General features: G+C 69.2%; 20 protein-coding genes and 1 pseudogene. 8 read left to right on the plus strand and 13 right to left on the minus strand.

Translation table 11 applies throughout. The annotated features are described in order from the left end of the window. Positions 1–56: 56 nt before the first annotated feature. Positions 57–491, minus strand: coding sequence for a pyridoxamine 5'-phosphate oxidase family protein (locus BLW76_RS38910; protein WP_091316945.1), 435 nt, complete (start codon positions 489–491; stop codon positions 57–59). Further along, positions 488–1054, minus strand: coding sequence for a TetR/AcrR family transcriptional regulator (locus tag BLW76_RS38915; protein WP_244170520.1), 567 nt, complete (start codon positions 1052–1054; stop codon positions 488–490). The genes BLW76_RS38910 and BLW76_RS38915 overlap by 4 nt, the downstream gene beginning before the upstream one ends. 87 nt (positions 1055–1141) lie before the next feature. Here BLW76_RS38915 and BLW76_RS38920 point away from each other — a divergent pair, with 87 nt between their 5' ends. Both BLW76_RS38920 and BLW76_RS38925 read left to right on the plus strand, forming a co-directional pair. Continuing rightward, positions 1142–2164: an aldo/keto reductase gene (locus BLW76_RS38920; protein ID WP_091316948.1), complete on the plus strand. Its 1023-nt coding sequence runs from the start codon at positions 1142–1144 to the stop codon at positions 2162–2164. Next, positions 2161–3024: an LLM class flavin-dependent oxidoreductase gene (locus tag BLW76_RS38925; protein WP_091316950.1), complete on the plus strand. Its 864-nt coding sequence runs from the start codon at positions 2161–2163 to the stop codon at positions 3022–3024. The genes BLW76_RS38920 and BLW76_RS38925 overlap by 4 nt, the downstream gene beginning before the upstream one ends. 294 nt (positions 3025–3318) lie before the next feature. On the opposite strand, the gene BLW76_RS38930 is transcribed toward BLW76_RS38925, so the two are convergent. From BLW76_RS38930 to BLW76_RS38940, 3 genes are all read right to left on the minus strand, one after another. Beyond that, entirely contained in the window at positions 3319–4179 is an 861-nt protein-coding gene (locus BLW76_RS38930) for an IS3 family transposase (RefSeq protein WP_244170719.1), read from the minus strand. Between the two features lie 17 nt (positions 4180–4196). Then, on the minus strand, positions 4197–4478 hold the full coding sequence (locus BLW76_RS38935; protein WP_091316954.1) for a transposase: 282 nt from the start codon (positions 4476–4478) through the stop codon (positions 4197–4199). 303 nt (positions 4479–4781) lie between these two features. Continuing rightward, positions 4782–5198: a MarR family winged helix-turn-helix transcriptional regulator gene (locus tag BLW76_RS38940; RefSeq protein WP_091316955.1), complete on the minus strand. Its 417-nt coding sequence runs from the start codon at positions 5196–5198 to the stop codon at positions 4782–4784. 53 nt (positions 5199–5251) lie between these two features. Between BLW76_RS38940 and BLW76_RS38945 the strand changes: the two genes are divergently transcribed. The 3 genes from BLW76_RS38945 to BLW76_RS49335 are packed head-to-tail and all read left to right on the plus strand — an operon-like array spanning position 5252 to position 6329. After that, on the plus strand, positions 5252–5653 hold the full coding sequence (locus BLW76_RS38945; protein ID WP_091316957.1) for an SRPBCC family protein: 402 nt from the start codon (positions 5252–5254) through the stop codon (positions 5651–5653). Beyond that, positions 5650–6048, plus strand: a complete 399-nt coding sequence (locus BLW76_RS49330) for a class I SAM-dependent methyltransferase (RefSeq protein ID WP_091316959.1) — start codon at positions 5650–5652, stop codon at positions 6046–6048. The genes BLW76_RS38945 and BLW76_RS49330 overlap by 4 nt, the downstream gene beginning before the upstream one ends. A gap of 17 nt (positions 6049–6065) precedes the next feature. Then, positions 6066–6329: a hypothetical protein gene (locus BLW76_RS49335; protein ID WP_091316960.1), complete on the plus strand. Its 264-nt coding sequence runs from the start codon at positions 6066–6068 to the stop codon at positions 6327–6329. Positions 6330–6530: 201 nt separating this feature from the next. Here BLW76_RS49335 and BLW76_RS50165 read toward each other — a convergent pair. The 4 genes and pseudogenes from BLW76_RS50165 to BLW76_RS38970 all read right to left on the minus strand — a co-directional run. After that, positions 6531–6731: pseudogene (locus BLW76_RS50165) on the minus strand (HNH endonuclease signature motif containing protein); the annotation flags it as partial. Positions 6732–6840: 109 nt separating this feature from the next. Continuing rightward, positions 6841–8298 (minus strand): group II intron reverse transcriptase/maturase, encoded by a 1458-nt coding sequence (gene ltrA / locus BLW76_RS38960; protein WP_167384878.1) that lies wholly within the window; start codon positions 8296–8298, stop codon positions 6841–6843. A gap of 494 nt (positions 8299–8792) precedes the next feature. Continuing rightward, entirely contained in the window at positions 8793–9920 is a 1128-nt protein-coding gene (locus tag BLW76_RS38965) for an HNH endonuclease signature motif containing protein (protein WP_091316964.1), read from the minus strand. Positions 9921–10052: 132 nt separating this feature from the next. Then, positions 10053–12089, minus strand: a complete 2037-nt coding sequence (locus tag BLW76_RS38970) for a cellulose binding domain-containing protein (protein ID WP_244170521.1) — start codon at positions 12087–12089, stop codon at positions 10053–10055. 266 nt (positions 12090–12355) lie between these two features. Here BLW76_RS38970 and BLW76_RS38975 point away from each other — a divergent pair, with 266 nt between their 5' ends. Then, entirely contained in the window at positions 12356–13771 is a 1416-nt protein-coding gene (locus BLW76_RS38975; protein ID WP_244170522.1) for a M1 family metallopeptidase, read from the plus strand. A gap of 1 nt (position 13772) precedes the next feature. Here BLW76_RS38975 and BLW76_RS38980 read toward each other — a convergent pair whose 3' ends face one another. Both BLW76_RS38980 and BLW76_RS38985 read right to left on the minus strand, forming a co-directional pair. Further along, positions 13773–15008, minus strand: coding sequence for a hypothetical protein (locus BLW76_RS38980; RefSeq protein ID WP_143060768.1), 1236 nt, complete (start codon positions 15006–15008; stop codon positions 13773–13775). A 118-nt stretch (positions 15009–15126) separates the two neighbouring features. Then, entirely contained in the window at positions 15127–15795 is a 669-nt protein-coding gene (locus tag BLW76_RS38985; RefSeq protein WP_091316969.1) for a TetR/AcrR family transcriptional regulator, read from the minus strand. Positions 15796–15885: 90 nt separating this feature from the next. Between BLW76_RS38985 and BLW76_RS38990 the strand changes: the two genes are divergently transcribed. After that, positions 15886–17295, plus strand: a complete 1410-nt coding sequence (locus tag BLW76_RS38990; protein ID WP_091316970.1) for an MFS transporter — start codon at positions 15886–15888, stop codon at positions 17293–17295. Positions 17296–17319: 24 nt separating this feature from the next. Here BLW76_RS38990 and BLW76_RS38995 read toward each other — a convergent pair whose 3' ends face one another. Further along, on the minus strand, positions 17320–18531 hold the full coding sequence (locus BLW76_RS38995; RefSeq protein ID WP_091303863.1) for an IS110 family RNA-guided transposase: 1212 nt from the start codon (positions 18529–18531) through the stop codon (positions 17320–17322). Between the two features lie 245 nt (positions 18532–18776). Between BLW76_RS38995 and BLW76_RS39000 the strand changes: the two genes are divergently transcribed. Then, the gene (locus BLW76_RS39000; RefSeq protein ID WP_091316972.1) at positions 18777–19415 is read left to right on the plus strand and encodes an NAD(P)-dependent oxidoreductase; all 639 of its coding nucleotides are present in this window, start codon (positions 18777–18779) and stop codon (positions 19413–19415) included. Between the two features lie 18 nt (positions 19416–19433). Here the strand turns inward: BLW76_RS39000 and BLW76_RS39005 are convergent, their stop codons facing one another. Then, a complete protein-coding gene (locus BLW76_RS39005) occupies positions 19434–22748 on the minus strand; it encodes an error-prone DNA polymerase (protein WP_091316973.1) in 3315 nt (1104 codons plus the stop codon). Between the last annotated feature and the right edge of the window lie 114 nt (positions 22749–22862).

The following is a 22862-nucleotide window of genomic DNA, read 5'->3' on the forward strand; positions in this document are numbered from 1 at the left end:
CAAGCAGTTGACTTAATCTCCCGCCGCGGCGCTGCCCGAAACCGCCCGAACGGGAGTTATTCGCGCTCGACCTTGCGCAGGCCGCCGCCGGGCGTCCACCACTCGACGACGAGCAGCGTCGCGGCCGCGTTCAGGTGGGTGTGCACAACCTCGGCGACGTCGGCCACGAACCGCTCGCCGTCTTCGGTACGCGCCCGCCCGGCGATCTTCGCCTCCCCCGGCCACTGCGCCTCGGCGCCCTCGACCGGGTCGACCGTCGCGCTGTGCAGCGCGAACCGCGGGTCCCGCCGCAGGTCCGCGCCCTTGCGCGCGTTCGGCATCGACCCGAAGGCGAGCTCGCCGTCCTCGAAGACCGTTTCGATCCCCGAGATCCGCGGCGAGCCGTCCGCCCGCAGGGTCGCGATCGTCTTGTGCTTGTGCGCGTCGAACAACGCGCGCACCCGTGCCGCGAACTCCGGTTCCGCCGCTTCGAACTCCCGCCACGCCGTCATGCGTCCATGGTCCCGCACCGCAGCCCGGCCGCGAGCAGCTTCACCATCCCCCGCGCGTCGTAGCTGGGGTCGTCCGCGCCGACGCAGAGGTTGCCGACCCCGCGCATGAGGTTCAGGGGCGCCACCTCGGCCCGGACCTCGCCGGCGGCGATCGCCGCGTCGAGCAGTTCGCCGCACGCCGGCACCAGCCGGTCCAGGAAGTACGCGTGCAGCGCCTCGAAACCGGTGTTGTCGGCCTGGAGCACGCCGGCGAGCCCGTGCTTGGTCACCAGGAAGTCGACGAACAGGTCAATCCACCGCACCAGCGCCGCGTACGGGGTCGGGCTCGACGCCAGCAGGGCCGGGCCCGCCTCGACGCAGGCGTCCACCTGGTGCCGGAAGACGGCGATGATCAGGTCCGCCCGGGTCGGGAAGTGCCGGTAGATGGTGCCCATCCCGACGCCGGCCTTGGCCGCGATGTCACGCACCGGCGCGTCGACGCCCGAGGCGACGAAGACCGCCGCGGCCGCGTCGAGCAACGCCTTCTCGTTGCGCCGGGCATCCGCGCGCTTGGGCTTGCTCACCCGATCCTCCTTGCTAAGCGGAACCGTGTTCCGTATCGTTAGCGGAGCAACGTTCCGTTTGCTCATCCTGCCACGGAGGCATCCCCCATGCAGTACCGCACCTTGGGCCGCACCGGCGTCCAGGTCAGCACCCTCGCGCTCGGCGCGATGAACTTCGGCGCCATCGGGAACACCGGCCAGGACGAGGCCACCGCCATCGTCGACGCCGCACTGGCAGCCGGCGTCAACCTGATCGACACCGCGGACATGTACGGCCAGGGCGAGTCGGAGGTGCTGGTCGGCCGGGCGATCGCCGGCCGCCGCGACGACATCGTGCTGGCCACGAAGGCGACCATGCCGATGGGCGAGGAGCGCAACCACCGCGGCAACTCGCGCCGCTGGCTGGTCCGCGCGCTCGACGACAGCCTGCGCCGCCTCGACGTGGACCACGTCGACCTCTACCAGATCCACCGCTGGGACCCGGCGACGAGCGACGAGGAAGCGCTTTCCGCCCTGACGGACCTGCAGCGCGCGGGCAAGATCCGCTACTTCGGGTCGTCGACGTTCCCCGCGTACCGCATCGTCCAGGCGCAGTGGGCGGCCCGCGAGCACCGCCTGGGCCGGTACGTCACCGAGCAGCCGAGTTATTCGATCCTGCAGCGCGGCATCGAAGCCCACGTGCTGCCGGTGACGGAGGAGTACGGCATGGGCGTGCTGGCCTGGAGCCCGCTGGCGTCGGGCTGGCTGTCGGGCGCGGTCCGCGCGGGCCGGGAGTTCAGCGGCAACCGCGCCAAGGTCCTGCCGCAGCGCTTCGACCTCGGCATCCCGGCCAACCGCGCCCGGCTCGACGCCGTCGAAAAGCTGGTCAAGGTGGCCGACGCGGCGGGCCTCACGCTGATCCAGCTCGCCCTCGGCTTCGTCACCGCACACCCCGCCGTGACGAGCGCGCTCATCGGCCCCCGCACCCTCGCCCACCTGCATTCCCAGCTCGCGGCGGCCGACACGGTGTTGTCGGCGGACATCCTGGACGAGATCGACACCATCGTCGCGCCCGGCGTGGACCTGGCCCCGGACGAGAAGTTCGACACCCCACCGGCCCTGCTCGACCCGACCCTGCGGCGGCGCCGATGAGCTTCGGCATCATGACCGCGCCACAGCAGGTGGGCTACGACGAGATCCTGCGCGTCTGGCGCGAAGCGGACAAGGTCCCGGAGATCGAGCACGCGTGGTTGTTCGACCACCTGATGCCGATAGCGGGCGACCCGTCAGGCCCGATCTTCGAGGGCTGGACACTGCTTTCGGCCCTGGCGGCCCAGACGGCACGGATGCGAGTCGGCCTCTTGGTCACCAGCAACCGCTTCCGCCCCCCGGCAATGCTGGCAAAGATGGCAACAACGGTCGACATCATCTCGGGCGGCCGCCTGGACTTCGGCATCGGCGCAGGCTCCCGGCCAAGCCACCCCCTGGCCCGGCGAGAGTACGACGCACACGGCCTGCCGTACCACGACCAGGCCGACGCGGTAGCGGCACTGGCGGAGGCATGCACGGTGATCCGTCGCTTGTGGACATCCGACTCACCGTTCGACTTCTCAGGCAAGCACGTTTCGTTGACCGGAGCGTACGGAAACCCCCACCCACTGCAGAGCCCCCACCCACCCATAGTGATAGGCGGCCGAGCAAGCGCAACATTGCGAGTAGCGGCCAAGCACGCAAACATATGGAACATCCCAGGCGCCGGCGACATAGCAGACCTGGCAGCCAGAAGCCGCGCCCTGGACGGCTATTGCACGGAGATCGGCCGCGACCCGGCCCAGATAACGCGATCGATCTTCCTCCCGGTGAGCTACGAGCACCCGGCGAAAACACGGGAGAAGATAGCGGAGGCACGCGACGCGGGCTTCGGACATTTCGTGCTGGGGTTGGCGGACCCGTATCCACAGGGGGCGGCACAGTGGGTGGCGGACGAGGTGATCCGCCCCGCGGGAGCTTGACCCCATGAAGGAGCTTGGTGGTCATCCCGTCGCCTGAGGCCGTGAAATGGCCTCGTCCAGGCGACGGGATGACCACCCAGCGGCCCACCTCGCCAACGTGAGATGGCAGCGAGACGGGTGGCCATCCCGGAGCCTGCCCGTCCGGCGAGGACAGCTTTTTCTTTTCTGCCGCGGCAGGGCTGCGGGTCCGACCTCCCCCGCCCCTCCTCTCGGATTGTCAGTCGCCGCCCGGGTTTGTCAAGGCGGGAAAGTGATGTGCTCCGAAGATTTCGGACGCCGCTCAAGCAGACTATATCATGCTGCTTGGTGTTGGGTGAACCATTCGTCGAGTACTTCGCGTGGTGGCCGGTATTCGAGTGCTGAATGTAGCCGGCGTGTGTTGTAGAAGCCTTCGATGAACTTGATGATCTCGCGGCGGGCTTCGGTCCGGGTGGCAAAGGTGCGGTGGTGTATCCATTCTGCTTTGAGTTTTCCGAAGAAGGATTCGGCCATGGCGTTGTCGTAACAGATCCCGGTCCGCCCGACCGATTGCCGGATATTTTCCTGACCCAGCAGGCGAGAGAACGCGTAGGAGGTGTATTGGCTGCCGCGGTCGGAGTGGAATATCGCCCCCTCGGGCAACGGGATACGGTCGGCGGCCATTGTCATGGCCGCGGATACCAGGCCGGTGTCGTAGCGCTTGTCCACACTCCATCCCAGAATGGTTTTCGAATAGCAGTCGATCACTGTCGCGAGGAACAGCGGGCCTTCGCCGGTGTTGACCTGCGTGATGTCACCGACCATCTTCGCCCCCGGCGCCGGCGCGGTGAAGTCCCGCCCGAGCAGGTCCGGGATCGTGCCTGCGGCGCGGCCGGCTACGGTCAGCCCCCGCCAGGGCTTGACCTGCACCGGAAGCAGGCCGGCGGTGCGCATCAGGCGCCGCACCAGCTCGTCGTCCACCCGCACGCCACTGCGCTGCAGTTCCGCATGCACCCGCCGATACCCGTAGGTGCGATGCGAAGAGTCGAACACCGCCCGAATCTGCGCCGTCAGCATTTCCCGGCGCCGCGCTTGCGCCGACACCACCCGGCGCTCCCAGTCATAGAACCCCGAACGGGACACGCCGAGCAACCGGCACATCCAGGTGACATCGAAATGGGCCTTCTCCGCCGCGATACACGCGTAGCGTCGCGCTACCGTTGTTCCTTCGCGAAGAAGGCCGCCGCTTTTTTCAGGAACGCGTTTTCCTGTTCCAGCTCCTGGACACGCCGTTCCAGTTCAGCTTCCCGGCCCCCGGCCCCGGCCGGCCGGGCCGCGTCTCTCCTCTTTTTCTCCGCGGTCACCCAGTTATGCACCGTCTGCGGGACCAGGTCGAAATCCCGGGCCGCCTCACTGAAACTTGACCCGCCCTCGAGGACCGCCTTGACGACCTCCGCCTTCAACTCCGGCGAATACCTTCGCTGTCTCCTGACCATGAAACACTCCTCCGGATCCTCCAGCAGTCTACTTGGAAGACGTGTCCGGAAACATCGGAGCACTTCAAAAGCGTGCCTTGACAAACCCGGTCGTCGACTTAACTGCGGCTGGGATGAGGGGCGGGGGAGGTCTGGTGACGTCGTTGGCCGGCTTGCGTCGCCGGCCGCCGGTTTCGTTGACTCAGTGGCCGGCCTGCGCCGCCGGCCGCCGGTTCGTGCGTGGCTGTGGCCAGCTTGCGCCGCCTACCGCCGGCTTCGTTCCCTTCGATGGCCGGCTTGCGCCGTCGGCCGCCGCCGGTGCCGTCAACCCGAGTTGGCCAGGTGCGCCAAGGCCGACCGCAGTACCCGGCGAGTCTCCGGCGGCAGACCCGCCAGCTTCGCGTCCTCCACCTCGCGGATCGCCGATCGCACCGCCGCGTGCCGCTCGATGCCCTCCGGTGTCAACCGGACCACTCGCGCACGGCGGTCGGCCGGGTCCGGCGCGCGGACCACCAGGCCCTCCGCCTCCAAAGCGTCCAGCAAGGCGATCAACCGGGTCTTGTCGTAGCGGATCTGCTGGGCCAGCACCAGCTGGCTCGGCGCCGCCCCCGCGGCCAGTGCCGACAGCACGACGTACTGCCACATCGAGAGCCCGTACCTCGCCAGCACCGGGCGCTCGGCTTCGGCCAGGCTGCGGCCCGCCCCGGCGCAGAGGGCTCCGAGATCGTCGTCCTCGTTCACCGGGAGGATTTTACGCGTCGACAAATCATACGCAGGTGCGTATCGTTTCCGGCATGAACCCAGGACGCGCCCAGACGCGCACCATCTCCGTCGCCGCCCCGCCCGCGCGGGTTGTCGAGTACCTCTCCGATCCGCGGCACATTCCCGAATGGGCGCCGGGCTTCGCCACCGCCGTCGACCATGACCATGACGACATCTGGCGCGTCCACACCGAGAACGGCCCTCAGCGGGTTGCCGTGCGTGTGGCGGCCGAACACGGCGTCGTCGACGTTGTCAGTGCCGATTCCCCGAACCTGGGCCTGTTCACCCGCGTCGTGCCGAACCTGACCGGCGCCGAACTGATCTTCAGCCTGTTCTTCCCCGCGGACACCGACCCGGCGGCGGTCGCCGCACAGATGGCGGTCGTCGGCGAGGAGCTGCGGGCCGTGCGCGACCGCGTCGAGAGCCGCCGGTGAACCGGGACGTCCGCACCGTCGACGACCTGCTGCGGCTGCTCGACGGCCTGTTCGACGACCGCGCCGCCCCGGACTGGTGGGACCGCTTCTACGCCGACCGCGGCCGGCCCGTCCCGTTCTTCGCCGACCTCCCCGACGAGAGCCTCGACACCTGGCTCCGCAACGGCCCCCTCCACGGCGGCCGCGCCCTGGAGCTCGGCTGCGGGCCGGGCCGCAACGCGCTCCGCCTCGCCGCCGCAGGGTACGAAGTGGACGCCGTCGACCTCTCGCCGGCCGCGATCGCCTGGGCTCGGGCATCTGGCCAGGACCCGCCCTCCCAGGGGGTCCGTCCCCGCTCCAGCGTATCGGGCCCATCCGACGAGAAGTTGCCCGAAGCCGCCGTTCGACTCCACTAGTCCACAGCCCGGCCCGGTTGTGGACAAGGGGGCTCCGAGGCAGCCTCACCTGCTTCGCCGCGGGCACCGGCGACCCCGACTCGGGCACCGAAGTCCCCGACGCCCAGCTCTACCGGGACGGCAGCCTCCACGGCGGCCTCGCCTACACCCCGGACGACCTGCGCCACCTGTTCGACGGCTACACCGAAGTCGAACTGCGGGCCATGAACAGCGAACCCGCCGACGGTCTGTTCGGCGTGCCCTTCCTCCTCACCGGCCTCTTCCGCCGCCCGACGTCCTGAATGACGGCGCGGACGATCGGCGGACAGCTCTACAGCGCCGACGACATGGTCGACACGGGCGACGGCGTGGTGGCGCTGGAAGGCTGGGTAGTCAGGGCGGTGGGTTCCTGCTGGCGATGGGGTTGTTTCCCGAACGTGGGCTGGGGTGAACCGCCCGTGGGTGTGGGCCCGTAGCCGTGTGGCTGCGGGCCTTTCCCGTGTTCAGGCTGCGAATGGCAGGGGTTCGTGGATGTTGTTGCGTCGGGGTTTTCGGCGTCGGTCGATGAATGCGGGTGGGAGGAATTCGGGGAGGCCGTCGGTGGCGATCCGGACTTCCCAGCCGGAGCGGTGCAGGAGCCGGTGGTGGTGGGCGCACATCAGGATCAGGTTGTTCAAGTTTGTGGGGCCGCCGTCTGCCCAGTGAGAGTCGGCAGGGGGCGCGGTGTCCGGATTTCGCCGGGTCGTTTCCCCCTGCCGCTCTCCCGAACCCGGCGTACCCGTTTCCGAGTACCGGGCTCTCCACGAGTCGCCGTCAGGCAGGCGAGACGCCTGGTTTGTCCCATGGTGTCGGTATCCGGTGGCCCCGGTAGCGATAACGCTGAATGGTCATCGTGGCGGGTTGCCAGAGTGCGACACTGTTGTATTCCGGCCACCACCGGTTGTAGTAGCGGCGGATGATCCACCGTCTGCTAGTGCGGGGGTGTTTGTTCTTCAGCCATTCCCAGACCCGCCACCACAGGTAGTGCTGGAGATGGTGGTAGGCCTTGCTGGAGGAACTGTGCCGGAAGTACTGGGCCCATCCGCGGGTCATCGTCCCGAGTTGCCGGAACAGTCGGTCCGCGTCCTGATGGGTGATCCGCTTGGTCGCTGCCTTCACCTTCCGTTTGATTGAAGTCATCGACTTCTTCGACGGATAGGTGTAGATCAGTTTCCGGTCGCTTCCGTATTGAGTGTGCCGCTGGATGCGGAATCCCAGGAAGTCGAATCCCTCGTCGATGTGCACGATCTGTGTCTTTTGCGGGGCGAGCCGAAGCCCGATCCGGTCCAGGATCGCACCGATCTCATCCCATAGTTTCTCCGCGTGGTCTCGGGTTCCGTTGACCAGGACGACGAAGTCGTCGGCATAACGGGTCAGCCGGAATGTTGCGCCGCCGCGTTGGCGATGGCGCGCCCGGGTCCAGGAGTTCCTGTGGTTCTCCCAGATCTGGTGGAAATAGTCGTCCAGTTCGGAGAGAGTGATGTTGGCCAGCAGCGGCGACAGAATGCCGCCCTGAGGGGTTCCGGAATGGGTGTCCCGGTCGGCGCCGTCCTCGCTGAGGATTCCCGCGCGCAGGAACGCCTTGATCAGCTCCAGGATCCGCTTGTCCTTGATCCGTTTCCGCACCAGCCCGAGCAGGGCGGTGTGGTCGATCTCGTCGAAACAGGCGGCGATGTCGCCCTCGAAGACCCACTCATAGCCCTGCTGGGCATAGTGGCGGATCTCCTCGACGGCGTCCTGGGCCCGGCGCCTGGGCCGGAAACCATAACTAGAGTCCCGGAACCCGGCCTCGAAGATCGGTTCCAGGACCAGCTTCAGCGAGGCTTGAACGACCCGATCGGTCACGGTCGGTATCCCCAGCCGGCGCGTCTTCCCGCCGGTTCTGGGAATGTGCCGTTCCCGGACCGGGAGCGGACGGAACGCCCGAGCCTTCAGATCAGCCCGGATTTCCTCCAACAACCCGACAACACCCAGCTTCGATTCGGTGATCGAGCGGACAGTCCGCCGATCGACACCCGCGCTGCGTGCTCCGGTGTTCCCCGACACCCGTTCCCACGCCGTGACGAGGAATGCGGGGTCGGCCACGAGGTTATAGAGATCATCAAACCGGCGGCCGGGATCGGCCGCCGCCCAACGGTGCAGCTTCGTTTGCATTCCCAGTACCCGCTGCCCTGCGGTGAACGGCACCAACAGCAGATCACCGATGTTCACCGGTGAGGCTTCTTCTGGCATTACCTCAACTTCCCTGCTTCGTCTCGCTGCCGCCCTTCCCCATGTGGACGGCTTTCCCGTCCTCGGAGTACTACGGCGACTCCGCCCCATCGCAAGCCTCTCGGCAGGCAATGCGCCTATCCGTCATCAGACCACCGGCTGTGACCCGTTTATGGAAGGCTTGCGGTGGTTCCCATGTTCACGTGTTCCCGATCGACGAGTGAGGCACCCAGCTTTACCCCGGCAGTCCCTGTGAATACGCCACAGACTTTCTCCACAGGCTGCCCGAGAACAATTCCCGGGCGGACGCTACCCCTACCACTTGGTTCACGCGCACTGCACTACCGACCCATATCCGCCAGGTTCGAGTCGGCTCCACATAACGAGGCTTCAGACACTGATTCCTATTCGTATACCTTCTCGTCTCGCTCACCGAGCCCGCACCATCTGGCGATACTGGCACGACTCGACTTTGTCAGGGCCGCTTGCCACCTCAACCTGCCCATTCCCGCAGGTCAGGCTGCCCTCAGCTTCACCGAACCGCTGTGACGATCCAGCGTCGGAGGTCTTGCACCTCCGATCGGATAAACACGCGCCTCATGGCGCACGTGGCGGATGTGGTGACCTTGGCAATGCCGGGGTGGCCGGTGGCATCCGGGGAAGGCGCAGCCTCGGTCGCGGAGGAAGAGGGCCCGGCGCAGCCCAGCAGAGATCAACCGGCGGAGGCGGCCGAGGTTGAGGGGTTCGCTCTTCTCACCCAGGAGCGCAGGGATGACCATGGCATCGCAGGCATGCACCCGGGCCTCAGCAGCAGTCATCGTCCCGGTGTCGCCGAGCGTGGCCTTCCCGACGCCGGACTTCAAGTCCTCCAACGACACCGCGACCATCACGTGGGCCCGTTCCCCAGCCTGCATCGGCAGGTCCGGGGAGTTGAGGGCGAGATCCACGGCGTCGGAGAAAGCATCCCCGTAGCGCTGCGGGGTGGTGCGGAAGTCGGGGCCGTCGTCGCCGGTGCGGCGCTCGGCCAACGCATCCAGCAACGCACTGGCCCGCTTACCGGTCTCGTCGTCGAACCGGCCGCTCAGCTCCCATACCCCGGTTCTTTTCCGGCGCAGGAACAACTCCCGCGTCGGCGCCACCGGCTCGGTGTCGTCGGGGGCGGGGCCGTCGGGGACGAGGTGGGCGAGGATGCGGGCACCGAGAGCGGCAACTTGCTTGTGCCCGGCCTCCTCGGCGAAAGTGAGCAGGTTGGCCTCGGCACTCAACCGATGTTCGGGCGGAACCTGGGTCAGGACATCGGTGATCACGTCGATCATCGGGTTGCTCAGCCGCCCAGCCCGGGCAGCAGCACCGGTCGCGGGTGCCAGGGCGGGAATCGGGCTGCCATCGAGGTTGCGGCCGGGATTCACCAAGCGGGCACGCTTCACCAGACGTTCCACGGTCGGCTTCGGCTCGTCGCCGAGGTGCTCCAGAAGCCGTGCCACAGAACGGTATCCGAACAGCTCCATCACCCCACGCTGCTCGATGTCCACCAGCAGCGCACCAAGCTCGGCCTCGGCGGAGCGTATGGTCGTGAGCAGCTCACCGATGCGGTCGGCGAATGCCACCGCCTCGGAGGAGGAGTGAGCCGCGTTGCCGGTCATACCTCCAAACTACCGACCATCGAACACACAGGCATCACTCGATCGGGCATAACCACGAAACCCCGGCAGGACAACATAAGCCTGCCGCAACCGGCCTTGCCTGACTCACTCAAGCAAGGCCGGCCGCGAAGGTCAGCCCAGTGCGCAGAGGACTCCGTTGAGGGTGAACGCCGTCGGCAGGATGTTCGGTCCACTGTAGTCTGCGGTGAACCCGACATCGACCCCCGTTGCCGTCGGGGCTGAGGACGACACCGTCACCGTTGTCCCGTTCTGCGCCCACGTGCCGTTCCAGCCGCCGGTGAGGCGCTGCCGCGCTGTCGGCCAGGCGAACGTCAGTGTCCAGTTGCCCACCACCCCGGTCGCGGTCACCCTGATCCCGCCGACGAAGCCGCTTGCCCAGTCGGTGACGTCGGTCATCCGGACCGTGCAGCTGCTCGTCGCCGGTGCGCCGGTGGTGAACGTCAGCGGTGGGGAGGCCGCCGACACGTTGCCGGCCGTGTCGCGGGCCAGGACGTTGATCGTGTAGCGGCTGCCGGGCACGAGGTTTGCGACGTCGAGTGACGTGCCGGTCGTCGCACCCCACTGCTCGCTCACCGCGCCCACCTGCCGGTAGACCTCGTACTTCGCGATCGGGTGGGCGCCGGGCGCGGCCGCGGGCCAGCTGATCGTCGCGGTCCGGTCGGTCGCCGTCCCGGACGGCTGCCCGGGTGTTCCCGGTGCGCCGGACGCGGCGATCGCGGGGTGCAACACAAGGGTGGTGAGCGAGTACGGCGGCAGCGTCTGGGACGTGCTCGTCCCGGTCGCCGACTCCGCAAGATCCCTGGCACCGTTGGTGAACGTGAACACCTGCGGCGCGCCGGCCGCGGGCGTGTAGCCCGCGTAGTCCAGCGTCACCGCCCTGGCCTGGTCGGGGTCCTTGTTGAGCAGCAGCACGGCGAGGTCGCCGTTCGGCCGGCGGACGGCGTGCGCGTCGACGAGCGGGTCGTCCGCCCCGGCGCGGACGAACTGGTCGCCGGGCCGCGCGAACTTGCTCAGCATCTTCAGGCCGTAGTAGGGCGCGAACGGCGTGTTGAGCGGCGGCTCGCAGGCGCCGCCCTCCAGGCACGTGCCGCTGGAGAGCAGGCCGCCGTCACCGTAGTCCGGGTATCCGGCCACAGTGGACAGTTTCGTCGGCCCGTTGTGCGTGTCCCACCAGTCGATGGTGAACACGCCGTTTTCCAGCAGGGAGCTGTAGGTCTCGGCGGCGAACAGGGCGCCGGGCTGGGTGTTCATGCCCACCGGGGTGTTCGTTTCGGTCATCGAGATGCCGATGCGCCCGGAGTTCGCGCCCGCGTACCGGGTGATCTGCTCGCGCGTCTGGTAGATCATGTCGTCGATCTGCTCCGGCTTGGCGATGGCTTCCGCCGCGGTCGCCCCGGTGGGGTACCAGTGCAGGATGACGAAGTCGATGTGCGGGCCCGCGATCGAGAGCACGGTCTGGTTCCAGCTCGCGGTGTCACCGGCGCCGACGATGGCGTCCGGCCAGTTCGCCGGGGTGGTCAGCACGGCGCCGATCTTGACGCCCGGATCGACGGCCTTCATCGCGTCGGCGTAGGCCACGACTCCGTTGGCGTAGGCCGTCGGGCTCTTGTCGGCGTGGTTGTCGGCTTCCCAGTTCGCCCCGTAGTGGCCGTTCCCGTACAGCTCGTTGCCGATCTCCCAGTACTTGACGCCGTAGCCCTTGGTGACGTTGGCGTACCGCACCCAGTCCGCGGCTTCCTCCGGCGTGCCGGTGCCGTAGTTGGCGATGATGATCGGCTGTGCCCCGGCTCTTCGGACCCCGCCCATGAAGGTGTCGAAATCGGTGTTCGGCGCCACGTACCCGCCCGGCGCGGTGTTGTCCTTCCAGTGGTAGATGTCGCCGTAGGAACCACCGGGGTAACGCATCGTGCGGACGCCGGCGGCACCGAACAGGTCGGCCACCTCGTCGGTCCCCAGCTGGCTGTCCCAGACCGCGTGGTTGATGCCGATCCCGGTGTCCGGCATGGTCGCCAGCCCGGCTCGGGCGTTGACGGTGACCGTCGCCGTGGGCGCGGTCGCCGCCCCGGCGGTACTGGGCAAGCTTGCCACCGCCGCGGCGAGCACGGCGGTCACCGGCCACGCTGCCCAGCGCAGACGTCGAGCTGTCATGAAGTCCATCCTCACTCGTCGGGCACGAACGGATGACTGGGAGCGCTCTCAGCGAGAGAACCACCGAGGCGGCCCGAAGTCAACGGACGTCGCGCGGGGGCCCGGTCCTCGTTGGATGTTCGAGGTTTTCGACGTGGCGAGGAAAACCCGGTCACCCCAACGCCACACGAACCGCCCCAACCGGACTCCGCGGCCGGCCACCATGCTTGATCCGCGCGTCGGATCGGTCCTACTCTGCAGCGTCGATGATTTGCCGAGGAGGAGCGATGCGAGGCGCCAACCGCAACCGTGGCCACCTGCTGGTCGTCTCCTGCGTGCTGTCCGCCGGCCTGCTGGCCGCGACGAGCCCGGCGGCGGAGGCGGCACCGCGCTACTCCCCCGGTGCCCCCGGCGCCGGGGACCCGTACTTCCCCGACATGGGCAACGGCGGCTACGACGTCAGCCACTACGACATCCGGCTGGCGTTCGACCCCGGCACCGGAGCCATCGACGCGACCACGACCGTGCTCGCCACGGCCACCCAGGACCTCTCCCGCTTCGACCTGGACTTCCAGGGCCCGCTGACGATCGGCAAGCTCTCGGTGAACGGCCGGGCCGCCACCTTCACCCGCAGCGGCGCCCAGGAGCTGGTGATCACGCCGCCGTCAGGGCTGCGGAAGGGCAGCCCGTTCGTCGTCTCGGTGAGCTACTCCGGTGTCCCGCAGAAGATCGACGACCCCGCCCTCGGCGTCTCCGGCTGGGTCGCCACCAAGGACGGCGCGGTCGCGCTCAACCAGCCGATCGGCGCCGCGACCTACTACCCGGTGAACGACACCCCCACCGACAAGGCGACGTACACGCAGACCATCACCGTGCCGGCCGGGCTCACCGTGCTGGCCAACGGCGAACCCGGGCCCACCACCACGCGCGATCACCGGACCACCTTCCGCTGGTCCATGAACCGGCCGATGGCCAGCGAGCTGAGCATGCTCGCGATCGGCGACTACGCCGTCACCCGCGGCGTCGCGGCCGGCGGGCTGCCGAACATCACCGCGATCGGCAAGTCGATCGACACGAAGCCCGGTCAGGGCAAGGTGTTCAACCAGACCACGGCGCAGATCGTCCAGTGGGAGTCCTCGTTGTACGGGCCGTACCCGTTCGACTCGACCGGCGGCATCCTCGCCGACGTCGGCGTCGGCTACGCCCTCGAGACACAGGGCCGCCCGGTCTACGACCGGCGCACCAATGACGTCGACGGCGACCTGCTCGCCCACGAACTCGGCCACCAGTGGTTCGGCGACAGCCTCACCCCGGTGCGCTGGTCGGACATCTGGCTCAACGAAGGCTTCGCGACGTACTCGGAGTGGCTCTACCAGGAGAAGTTCAACGGCATCCCGGTGCAGCAGACGTTCGCGAAGGTCTACGCCGACGAGAAGGACTGGAGCGGCCAGGTCGCCGACCCCGGCCGCGACCACATCTTCGACGATCTGGTCTACAACCGCGGCGCGATGACCCTGCACGCGCTGCGCACGAAGATCGGCGACGCCGCCTTCTTCAAGCTGCTGACGCTGTGGCCGGCGACGCACCGGTACGGCAACGTCTCGACGCGGCAGTTCATCGAGTTCGTCGAGCGGCTGACCGGCCGCAACCTCGACGCGTTCTTCGACACCTGGCTCTACCGGCCGGGCAAGCCGGCGCTCTGACTCACCCGGTGGTCCGTGGCGCTTCCAGGACGAAAGCGCCGTTGACCACCAGGTTCACCGTGGTCAAGTCCGTGGTCCGACCAGAGGGAACGAACTCGGCGTGCAGGGTGGTCATCCCGTTCTCGTTGGACGGCAACGTCGATGTCGCGGACGACGACTGGGACAACGCCGTGTCGAATGTTCGCCTCTGCACCATGCGCATCTCGCTGGCCAGTTCCAAGATCACCGGCGTCGGGATCTGCGAGCGAGTGCCAACGGCGACCTCTGCCCGGTGGTACTCCGTCGGCCGCGCTCCGTACAGACCGATTCGCTGGAGGAACCACTGCCATTCGTCACCCGCCTTGAAGGTGCCGAAACGCGATCGGCGCCTGTCGGGGTCCGGGAGCGATTCGACTTCACGCCACTTGATCGTGAGTTCCTCGAAAACGAGATCCGGTCCCGCGTCCGATGCCGAGAAGGCCCACCTGTCCAAGCGAGGACGAGGAACGTGCTCCGGCTCCTCGTAACCGCCGATCGCCCTTTCGTCGCGACTGGGCGTGTCGCCGTCGTCGACGCGCGCCAGAATCGGTGATTCGTCACCGAAGTGACCGGCGACAAGGTAAGCGTCACGCAAGGCGACGATTGACTCGTTGAAGTCCCTGACCGCGCCCTGGTCGATCCGCGACTGCTCGTTTCGCACTCGGTTCTCGTATTCGACGCGCGCTTTCTTGTCGGCTGCTTTCCTCGAGTCGGCTGGCACGCGCAGCGGACCGACGTGTTCACGGGCCACCGAGTCACTCAGCATGTAGTCACCGGCTGCCTTCAGCGCGCCGTGGAAAGCGGACCGTCGGAACAGCCGGTAGGCCGTCTCCGCCAGCTCCGGCTCGTCGAGGGCGAGCGCGCAGATCATCAGATATTCTTCGGCGATCGCCACCTGCACCGGCGACACCGCGGCGGCCTGCGCGTTCTTGAAGTGCTCTCGGGCGTCGATCAGTTCCCGCGGCCGCGCCGCCGCACCGACACTGGCCGCGTCCGCCAGCGTCCGGATGCCCCGGGCGAGGGCCATCCGGTAAGGGTGCTCGATGAGATTGCCGACGCCTTGCTCCACGCTGCGCCGCAATTCGTAGGAAAGATCTTGCAGGGCGGAAATGATCTCGGTTCGCACGCTGCCGAGCGTGGGAGTCCCTCGTAGCTGGTCGAGAAAAGATCCAATACCTTGTTTCGCCAAGGTCATCAACGGCGCCATGGTCAGCTCCATGGAAAGAGACTAATGGAAAGGCCGGCGGGTTATAGCCGGCTGTGGCTTCTTCCCGGCCGCCTACGCCACCACCATGACCCCGCGTCGTTCACAGCCGTGCGCCGGCCGGGACGGCGCCTCATGAGCGCGCCAGGACCCCGTCCAGGATCACGTCGATGATCCAGGCGCCGCGCTCCTCGTGGCTGCCGCCGACGAACAGCGCCGGCCCGAGCGCGTGCAGCGTCGGGTGCCGCTCGGGATCCGCCGCGCCGAGGGTGGCGACCAGGTCGCCGAGGTCCTGCTCGCCGCGGTCGCGGCGGCCGTCCCATTCCGCAACGGCCGCGGTGGCGTGTTGCAGCAGCAGGTCCGTCGCGCGTCCGGCGGGCTCCGGGCGCACGCCCGCCGTCGTCAGCAGCCGCATCAGCAGCTCGATCAGGTCGAGGCAGTGCGGCCCGTCCGGCCAGACGAACAGCGCCGACCGCGCGATGCCCGGGTGGGCGGCCAGCATCGCCGAGTAGTCGGCGAGCAGGCGGTGCAGCCGGTCGCGCCACGGTTCCGCCCCGTCCCAGGACAGGTCCAGCGAGGCGATCAGCCGGTCGATCAGCAGCGAGCTGAGCTCGGTGGCGTTGCGGACGTACACGTAAAGCGACGCCGGACCGGTGTCCAGCTCTGCCGCGATCCTGCGCATCGTCAGGGCCTGCGCGCCTTCCGCGACGAGGATCGCCATCGCGACGTCCACGATGCCGTCCCGGGTCAGGGCGGGTTTCGCCGGCCGTTCACGGCGGCTGACCGGCGTTTGGCGTGCCATGTGATCAGCGTATCAGCACCTGAACGCGATCGTGACGAACATGTTCGTTACGATCGCGTTCGTCAGATCACGCCGACCAAGGACACGCCCATGACCACGACCACCGCTCCCTCCCGGGCGTCGAAGCGAACGATGGTGATGACGCTCCTCGTCGTCCTGCTCGCGGACGCCATGGACCTGATCGACGCCACCATCGCCAACGTCGCGGCACCGTCACTGGCCGCCGACCTCGGCGCCGGACCAGGATTGATCACCTGGCTGGGCGTGTCCTACGCGCTCGCGCTCGGCTCACTGCTGGTGCTCGGCGGCCGGATCGGCGATCGCTTCGGCCAACGCCGGACCTTCCTGGCCGGCCTCACCGGGTTCGTCCTCGCCTCCGCCGCGGCAGGCCTCGCGGCCGGACCGGGGATGCTCGTCGGCGCCCGGGTCGCCCAGGGCGCGTTCGGCGCTTTGCTCATCCCGCAGGGCATGGCGATCATCACCTCGACGTTCCCGAAGGACGCGCTGCGCACGGCGTTCGGGCTGTTCGGTCCGATGCTGGGCGTCTTCGCGGTCGCCGGCCCGCTGCTCGGGGGCGTCCTCATCGACGCCGACCTCTTCGGCTTGGCGTGGCGGCCCATCTTCCTGATCAACATCGTCGTCGGGGGCGTGGCGCTGGCGCTGGCCTTCCGGTTCCTGCCGACCGTCGAAGCCGACCGCACCACCCGCATCGACCTCGTCGCGAGCGGGCTGCTCGCCGGCTCGCTCTTCGGCTTCCTGTTCGGCCTGATCACCGGCGCGGAGCACGGCTGGGGAGCGCTCGCGGTCGGCACCACGGCGGCCGGTGTCGTGCTCTTCGCCGTCTTCTGCCGCCGCCAGGCCCGCAGCGACCAGCCGCTGCTGGCCCGCTCGCTGCTGCGCAACCGCGGCTTCACCTCGGGCCTGGTCATGGGTCTGCTGGTGTTCGCGGTGTTCAGCGGACTGATGTACGTGATCTCGTTGTTCTTCCAGCTCGGCCTCGGCTACTCGCCGACCACGACGTCGCTCACCCTGATCCCGCTCACCGCGGGCATCATGGGCGGCTCCGGGATCAGCACCGCCCTGGTGGCGAGGCTCGGCCGCAAGCTCGTCGCCGGCGGCCTGCTCACCACCCTGGCCGGAACCGGGCTCCTGCTGCTCGTGGTGAACGTCGCCGGCGCGGAAGCGACGTGGTGGCACAACGCCGTCGCGACGGTCGTCGTCGGACTCGGCGCCGGCATCTGCTTCAGCACGATCTTCACCTTCGCGCTCGGCGACGTGGAGCCGCACGAGGCCGGCGCCGCGAGCGGCTCCCTCAGCGCCGTGCAGCAGGTCGCCAACGGCATCGGCTCCGCGACGGTCACCAGCGTCTTCCTCGCGGCGAGCGCCGGCGGAGGCACGACCACCGCCATGACCACGACGCTCCTGGTCGTCGGCGGTGTCGTGCTCGCCTGCCTCGCCGCCGTGCCGCTCCTGCCCCGCACCGCCGCCCTCGAAAACTGAACCCGGAGAACCGCCATGAGTTTCCTAAGTCAACCCTTCCACTGTGTTGATCTTGGTGGTGGTGTGGTGGATGGCAGGGTCGTAGCAGGTTCTGTCGCGCCAGCAGGCCCAGATGACGCGCAGCCAGGCGCGGGCCAGGATCCGCACCGCGTGGGGGTGGCGTTTGCCTCGGGAACGCGCGTTGTTGTAGATCGTGGCGGCCCAGTCGCTGTCGTGCCGGCTGTTGTCGGCGAAGGTCATCAGGGCTTGCCGGGCTCGGCGGTTGACCGCGTGCCGGAAGTTGACCTGGCGGTGTTTCCCGGATTCCTTGGTGACCGGTGCCGCACCGGTCTCGGCGGCCAGTTGCGCGCAGCCGTTGGCGCGTTCGAGCATGGGGCCGATCTCACCGATGACTTGACCGAGGTTGACGGAGCCGATCCGGGGCAGTCCGGCGATCAGTTCGGCCCAGGGATGCGTCTTGACTGCCTCGGCGATGGCGGCATCCAGTTCGCGGATGGTGACACGCAGGGACCGCACCAGCTGCACTTGGACACCGACCAGCCGGGTGATCACAGTCCGGCCCAGCCGGGAGGCCGCCGCGGGGGCGGTGCGCAGCCGCTCGATCAGCGCACTGCCGGGTCGTTTGCCGGAGTAGCCGTGGCGTTTGCAGAACGCTTCCAGCCGGCCGGCGGTCAAGCGGGCCGCGTCCGCGGGCGTGGGGTAGCGGTCCAGGAAGGCCAGGGCGATGTCACTGTCCAGGCTTGCGAACACGGCTTTCCCGCCGGGCCAGTGCTCATCCAGCAGCGCAGCGAGCTGGTTGACCGCCGCGACGCGCGCTTCGACGTGGTCGGCGCGTTGCCGGGTCAGCGCTTGCAGCTCCAGTGTCTCGGGCAGCGTGGGTGTCAAGGTCCGCAGCTGGTGGCCGTCGGTGCGCAGGTAGTCCGCGAGTTTGAACGAGTCGCCGGGGTCGCTTTTGGCCCGGGCTGCGCCCCAGCGGGGCCGGACGGCGTTGAAGGCGTTGGGGTGTATGGGAATCACGGGGTGCCCAGCAGCCAGCAGCCGGTCCACGACCAGTCCCCGGGTGGTCTCGATCGCTACCGGCAGCCCGGCCGGATCGCCGTGGCGGCGCAGCCTGGCCAGGGTGCCGGCAATTCCGGTTTCGGCGTGGGCCAGCGCCCATCGGTCGGTCCTCGTCCCGGCCTGGTCGATCACGGTCACATCGTGCGAGCCGCTGGCCCAGTCCCATCCCGCGAACACGCGCGCGGTGCTCCTTCTCTGACGGTGGAGGACCCGCTCGGTGGTGAGGACGCTGTCCGGAAGCTCATTAATCGGCCCTCGGCCAGGTCGGGGCATGTTCCTAAGGCCGGTAAAGCGGCCTCGGCCCGGCGGGGCTGGCAGTACTCATGCTGGCCGTCAAGCGGCACGCACGCTAGGCCATGCACCCACCGGGACCGAGTGGTCACAACCCTATCGGTTCGGGCTGCAGAAGGGATGGTGGCCTAATGAGCAAGCTCGTCGTCTTCGGCGCCAACGGCGCCACCGGTCACGCCATCGTCGAACAAGCCCTCCGCGACGGCCACCACGTCCGCGCCGCCGTGCGCGACCCGGCCACGTTCCGCCCGGTCCGGGCGGAGCTCCCGCCCGAGCTGGAGGTCGTCCGGGGCAACGTGCTCGACCACGAGGAGGTGCGCGCCGCGCTGAGCGGCCAGGACGCCGTCATCTCCGCGATCGGACCGTCCGGGAGCCGCTCCGGCGGCCTGTACTCCGGCAGCGCCCGCCACTTCGTGACCGCGATGACGGAGGAGGGCGCCGACCGGATCGTCGTGCTCTCCTCCAGCGGAGTGCGACACGACGACCCCCACCACCCCCGGTGGTACCGCGCGGTCGCCCGCACGCTCATGCGCGAGCTCTACGGCGACATGCGCGCCATGGAGCACGTTCTCGAAAGCAGCCTGCTGAACTGGACCGCCGTTCGCCCCTCCCGGATCGTCGACGCGCCGGCGACGGGGAACTACCGGGTGGGCGACGCCGAGAACCCCGAGGGCGGCACCGCCATCACCCGCGACGACCTCGCCCGGTTCGTCGTCCGGGCGGCCACCGAGGACCGGTGGTCACGGCGTCGTCCCACCCTCGCGCGCTAGCCGGAAAGCGCACCGAACTCACCGGAAGTCACGTGAAGGCCCGGTCCGCAGCGGCAGATCGAGGTTTTCGACGCGGTCGGCGAGAAGCGTGACAACCCCTTCCCCCGCCTGCACCCGCCCCCGGATCAGCAAGGCCGCGCTGGTGCGGGCGACGAGCAGCTGCCGCCGCCAGAGGCCCGGTGAGACGAGGACGTTGGCCATGCCCGTCTCGTCCTCGAGGTTGAGGAACGTGATCCCGCCCGCGGTCGCCGGGCGCTGGCGGTGGGTGACCGCGCCGCCCACCCACACCCGGGTGCCGTCTTCGGTGCGCATGAGCTCGGCGACGGTGATCGCGCCGCGGGTGGTGAGCAGTTCGCGCAGGTACTCCACCGGGTGGCTGTCCGGGGAGACGCCGGTGGCCCACAGGTCCGCCGCCGTCACCTCCACCCGCGTCATGCCGGGCAGTGCCGGTGCGTCGAGGCCGGGGGCGAGGCCCGGCAGGTGTCCCGGCCGGGTCGCCGCCGCGCCGGCGGCCCACAGGTCCTGGCGCCGGTCACCGCCGAAGCTGCTGAACGCGCCCGCCGTCGCGAGGGCTTCGGTGGCGTTCTTCTTCAGCCGCACGCGGCGGGTCAGGTCGCCGATGCTCCGGTACGGGCCGTGCGCCTCCCGCTCGGCGACCACCAGGGAGGCGACGTCTTCGCCGAGGTGGCGGACGGCGGCGAGGCCGAGCCGGAGCGCGACTCCGCCGTCGTCCGGTTCGAGCGTGGCGCCGGCGAGGCTCGCGTTGATGTCGGGCTCGCGGACGCGCACGCCGTGCCGTCGCGCGTCGGCGACCAGGGACTGCGGGCTGTAGAAGCCCATCGGCTGGGCGCGCAGCAGCCCGGCGCAGAACGCCGCCGGGTAGTAGCGCTTGAACCACGCCGACGCGTACACCAGCAACGCGAAGGACATCGAATGCGCTTCGGGGAAGCCGTAGCCGGAAAAGGCGTGGATCTGCTCGAAGATCCGGGTGGTGAGTTCGCGGTCGAGCCCGTTGGCTGCGCAGCCGGCGAAGAACCGCGCCATCAACGCCTTCATCTTCGCGCTGGACCGCTTGGCGCCCATCGCCCGGCGCAGCTGGTCGGCCTCGGCCGGGGTGAACCCGGCGACGTCGACCGCCATCTGCATCACCTGCTCCTGGAACAGCGGCACGCCGAGGGTGCGGTCCAGTGACGCGGCCAGCAGCGGGTGCGCGTGCTGCCACTCCTCCTCACCGCGGCGACGGCGGATGTAGGGGTGCACCGACCCGCCCTGGATCGGGCCGGGGCGGATCAGCGCGACTTCGACGACCAGGTCGTAGAACTCGCGGGGGCGCAGCCGCGGGAGCGTGGCCAGCTGGGCGCGGCTTTCCACCTGGAACACCCCGACCGCGTCCGCTGCGCAGAGCATGTCGTAGACGTTCGGGTCGGCCAGGTCGAGCTTTCCGATGTCCACTGTGGATCCGTGGTGCTCGGCGACGAGGTCGATCATGTGGTGCAGCGCCGACAGCATGCCGAGGCCGAGCAGGTCGAACTTGACCAGCCCGACGGTGGCGCAGTCGTCCTTGTCCCACTGCAGCACGCTGCGGTCCTTCATGGTCGCCCACTCGACCGGGACCACTTCGGACACCGGCTGCTTCGAGATCACCATGCCGCCGGAGTGGATGCCGAGGTGGCGCGGGAAGTCCTCGAGCCGCGCGGCCAGGTCGAGGACGTCGTCCGGGATCGCCCCGGCCGCCTGCTGCCTCGTCGCGGCGACCCCGCCCCAGCGATCGACGAGCTTGCCGTAGGCGTCCTGCTGCCCGGGGCTGTGGCCCAGCGCCTTCGCGGCGTCGCGGATCGCCGACGGCGCCCGGTAGGTGATGACGTTGGCGACCTGCGCGGCGTGGAACCGGCCGTGCTTGTCGTAGACGTACTGGATGGCTTCCTCGCGGCGGCCGGACTCGATGTCGACGTCGATGTCCGGCGGCCCGTCCCGCTCCGGCGCGAGGAACCGCTCGAACAGCAGGTTCCACTTCACCGGGTCGGCGTGGCAGATCTCCAGCGCGTAGCAGACCGCGGAGTTCGCCGCCGAGCCGCGGCCCTGGCAGAGGATGTCCGCTTCCCGGCAGAACCGGACGATGTCCCAGACCACGAGGAAGTAGCCGGGGAAGCCGAGCTTTTCGATGACGGCGAGCTCGTGGTCGAGCTGGGCGTAGGCCTTCGGGTCGTCCTCCCGCGAGCCGTAGCGCTTCGCCGCGCCCTGCCAGGTCAGCTCGGTCAGGAACGACATCTCGTCGTGCCCGGCCGGGACCGGGAACGGCGGCAGGTCCGGCGCGACGAGCTGCAGGTCGAACGCCACTTCGACGCCGAGGACGGCGGCCCGGCCGACGGCACCGGGGTACCGGCGCTCGAAGCGGCGCCGCTGCTCCATCCCGGAGCGCAGGAAAGCCTGCCCCGACGGCGGCCGCCACCCTTCGAGGTCTTCGGCCGACCGGCGCGCCCGGACGGCGGCGACCGCGTCCGCCACCACGGCGTCTTCGGGCCGGGCGTAGTGCACGTTGCCGGACACGACCGTCGGCAGGCGCAGGTCCTTGGCCATGCCGTCGAGGAGGTCGTTGACGGCGTCGTCGGTGGGCAGCCGGTGGTCGATCAGCTCGACGGCCACGTGCGAGCGCCCGAACCGGTCGACGAGCCGCGCCAGCTCGGCGCGCGCGGCGGCCGGGCCGTGGTGGGCGAGCGCCTGCCGGACGGCGCCCTTGCGGCAGCCGGTGAGGACGACGACGTGCCCGGCCAGCTCGTCGGCGACCTCGTCGAAGTCGTAGACGGGCCGCCCCTTCTCCCCGCCGGCGAGCTGGGCGCGGGAGATGACGCGGCACAGCCGGTGGTAGCCGCTCTGCTGCCGCGCGAGCACGAGCAGGTGCGACCCCCGCGGATCGGGTTCACCGGCCTGCGGCCCGGGCAGCCCGAGCGAGAGCTCGGCCCCGAACCCGACGCGCACGCCGAGCTCGCGGGCGGCGTCGTTGAACCGCACGGCGCCGTACATGCCGTCGTGGTCGGTGAGGACGAGCGCGTCGAGCTCGAGCCGCGCGGCCTCTTCGACGAGGGTCTCGGGGTGGCTCGCGCCGTCGAGGAAGCTGAAGTTGGAGTGGACGTGCAGCTCGGCGTAGGGCGCCCGGATCCGGTCGCCGCCGTCGTCCCGGCCGCGCCGGTTACGCAGGTCCGCGGGCGCCCCGGCATACCCTTCGCGCTTGCGCGACCACGCGGGGGCGTCGTTGCCGTCCCCGGGAACGGGTGGCCGCCCGGAGGCGATCCGCTCCACCTCGGACCACGGAACGCGCGGATTGTTGAACGCCAAGGCCTGCTCCCACCGGTTTCGCTGTGGGGAAGCCAGCGACTACTGTTCGAACACACGGACGAATGCCGTGTCCCGATCCTGCGTCGGGAGCACCGTCGCTGTCAACTGTGGACA

This window comes from Amycolatopsis tolypomycina (assembly GCF_900105945.1).
Classification (GTDB): domain Bacteria; phylum Actinomycetota; class Actinomycetes; order Mycobacteriales; family Pseudonocardiaceae; genus Amycolatopsis; species Amycolatopsis tolypomycina.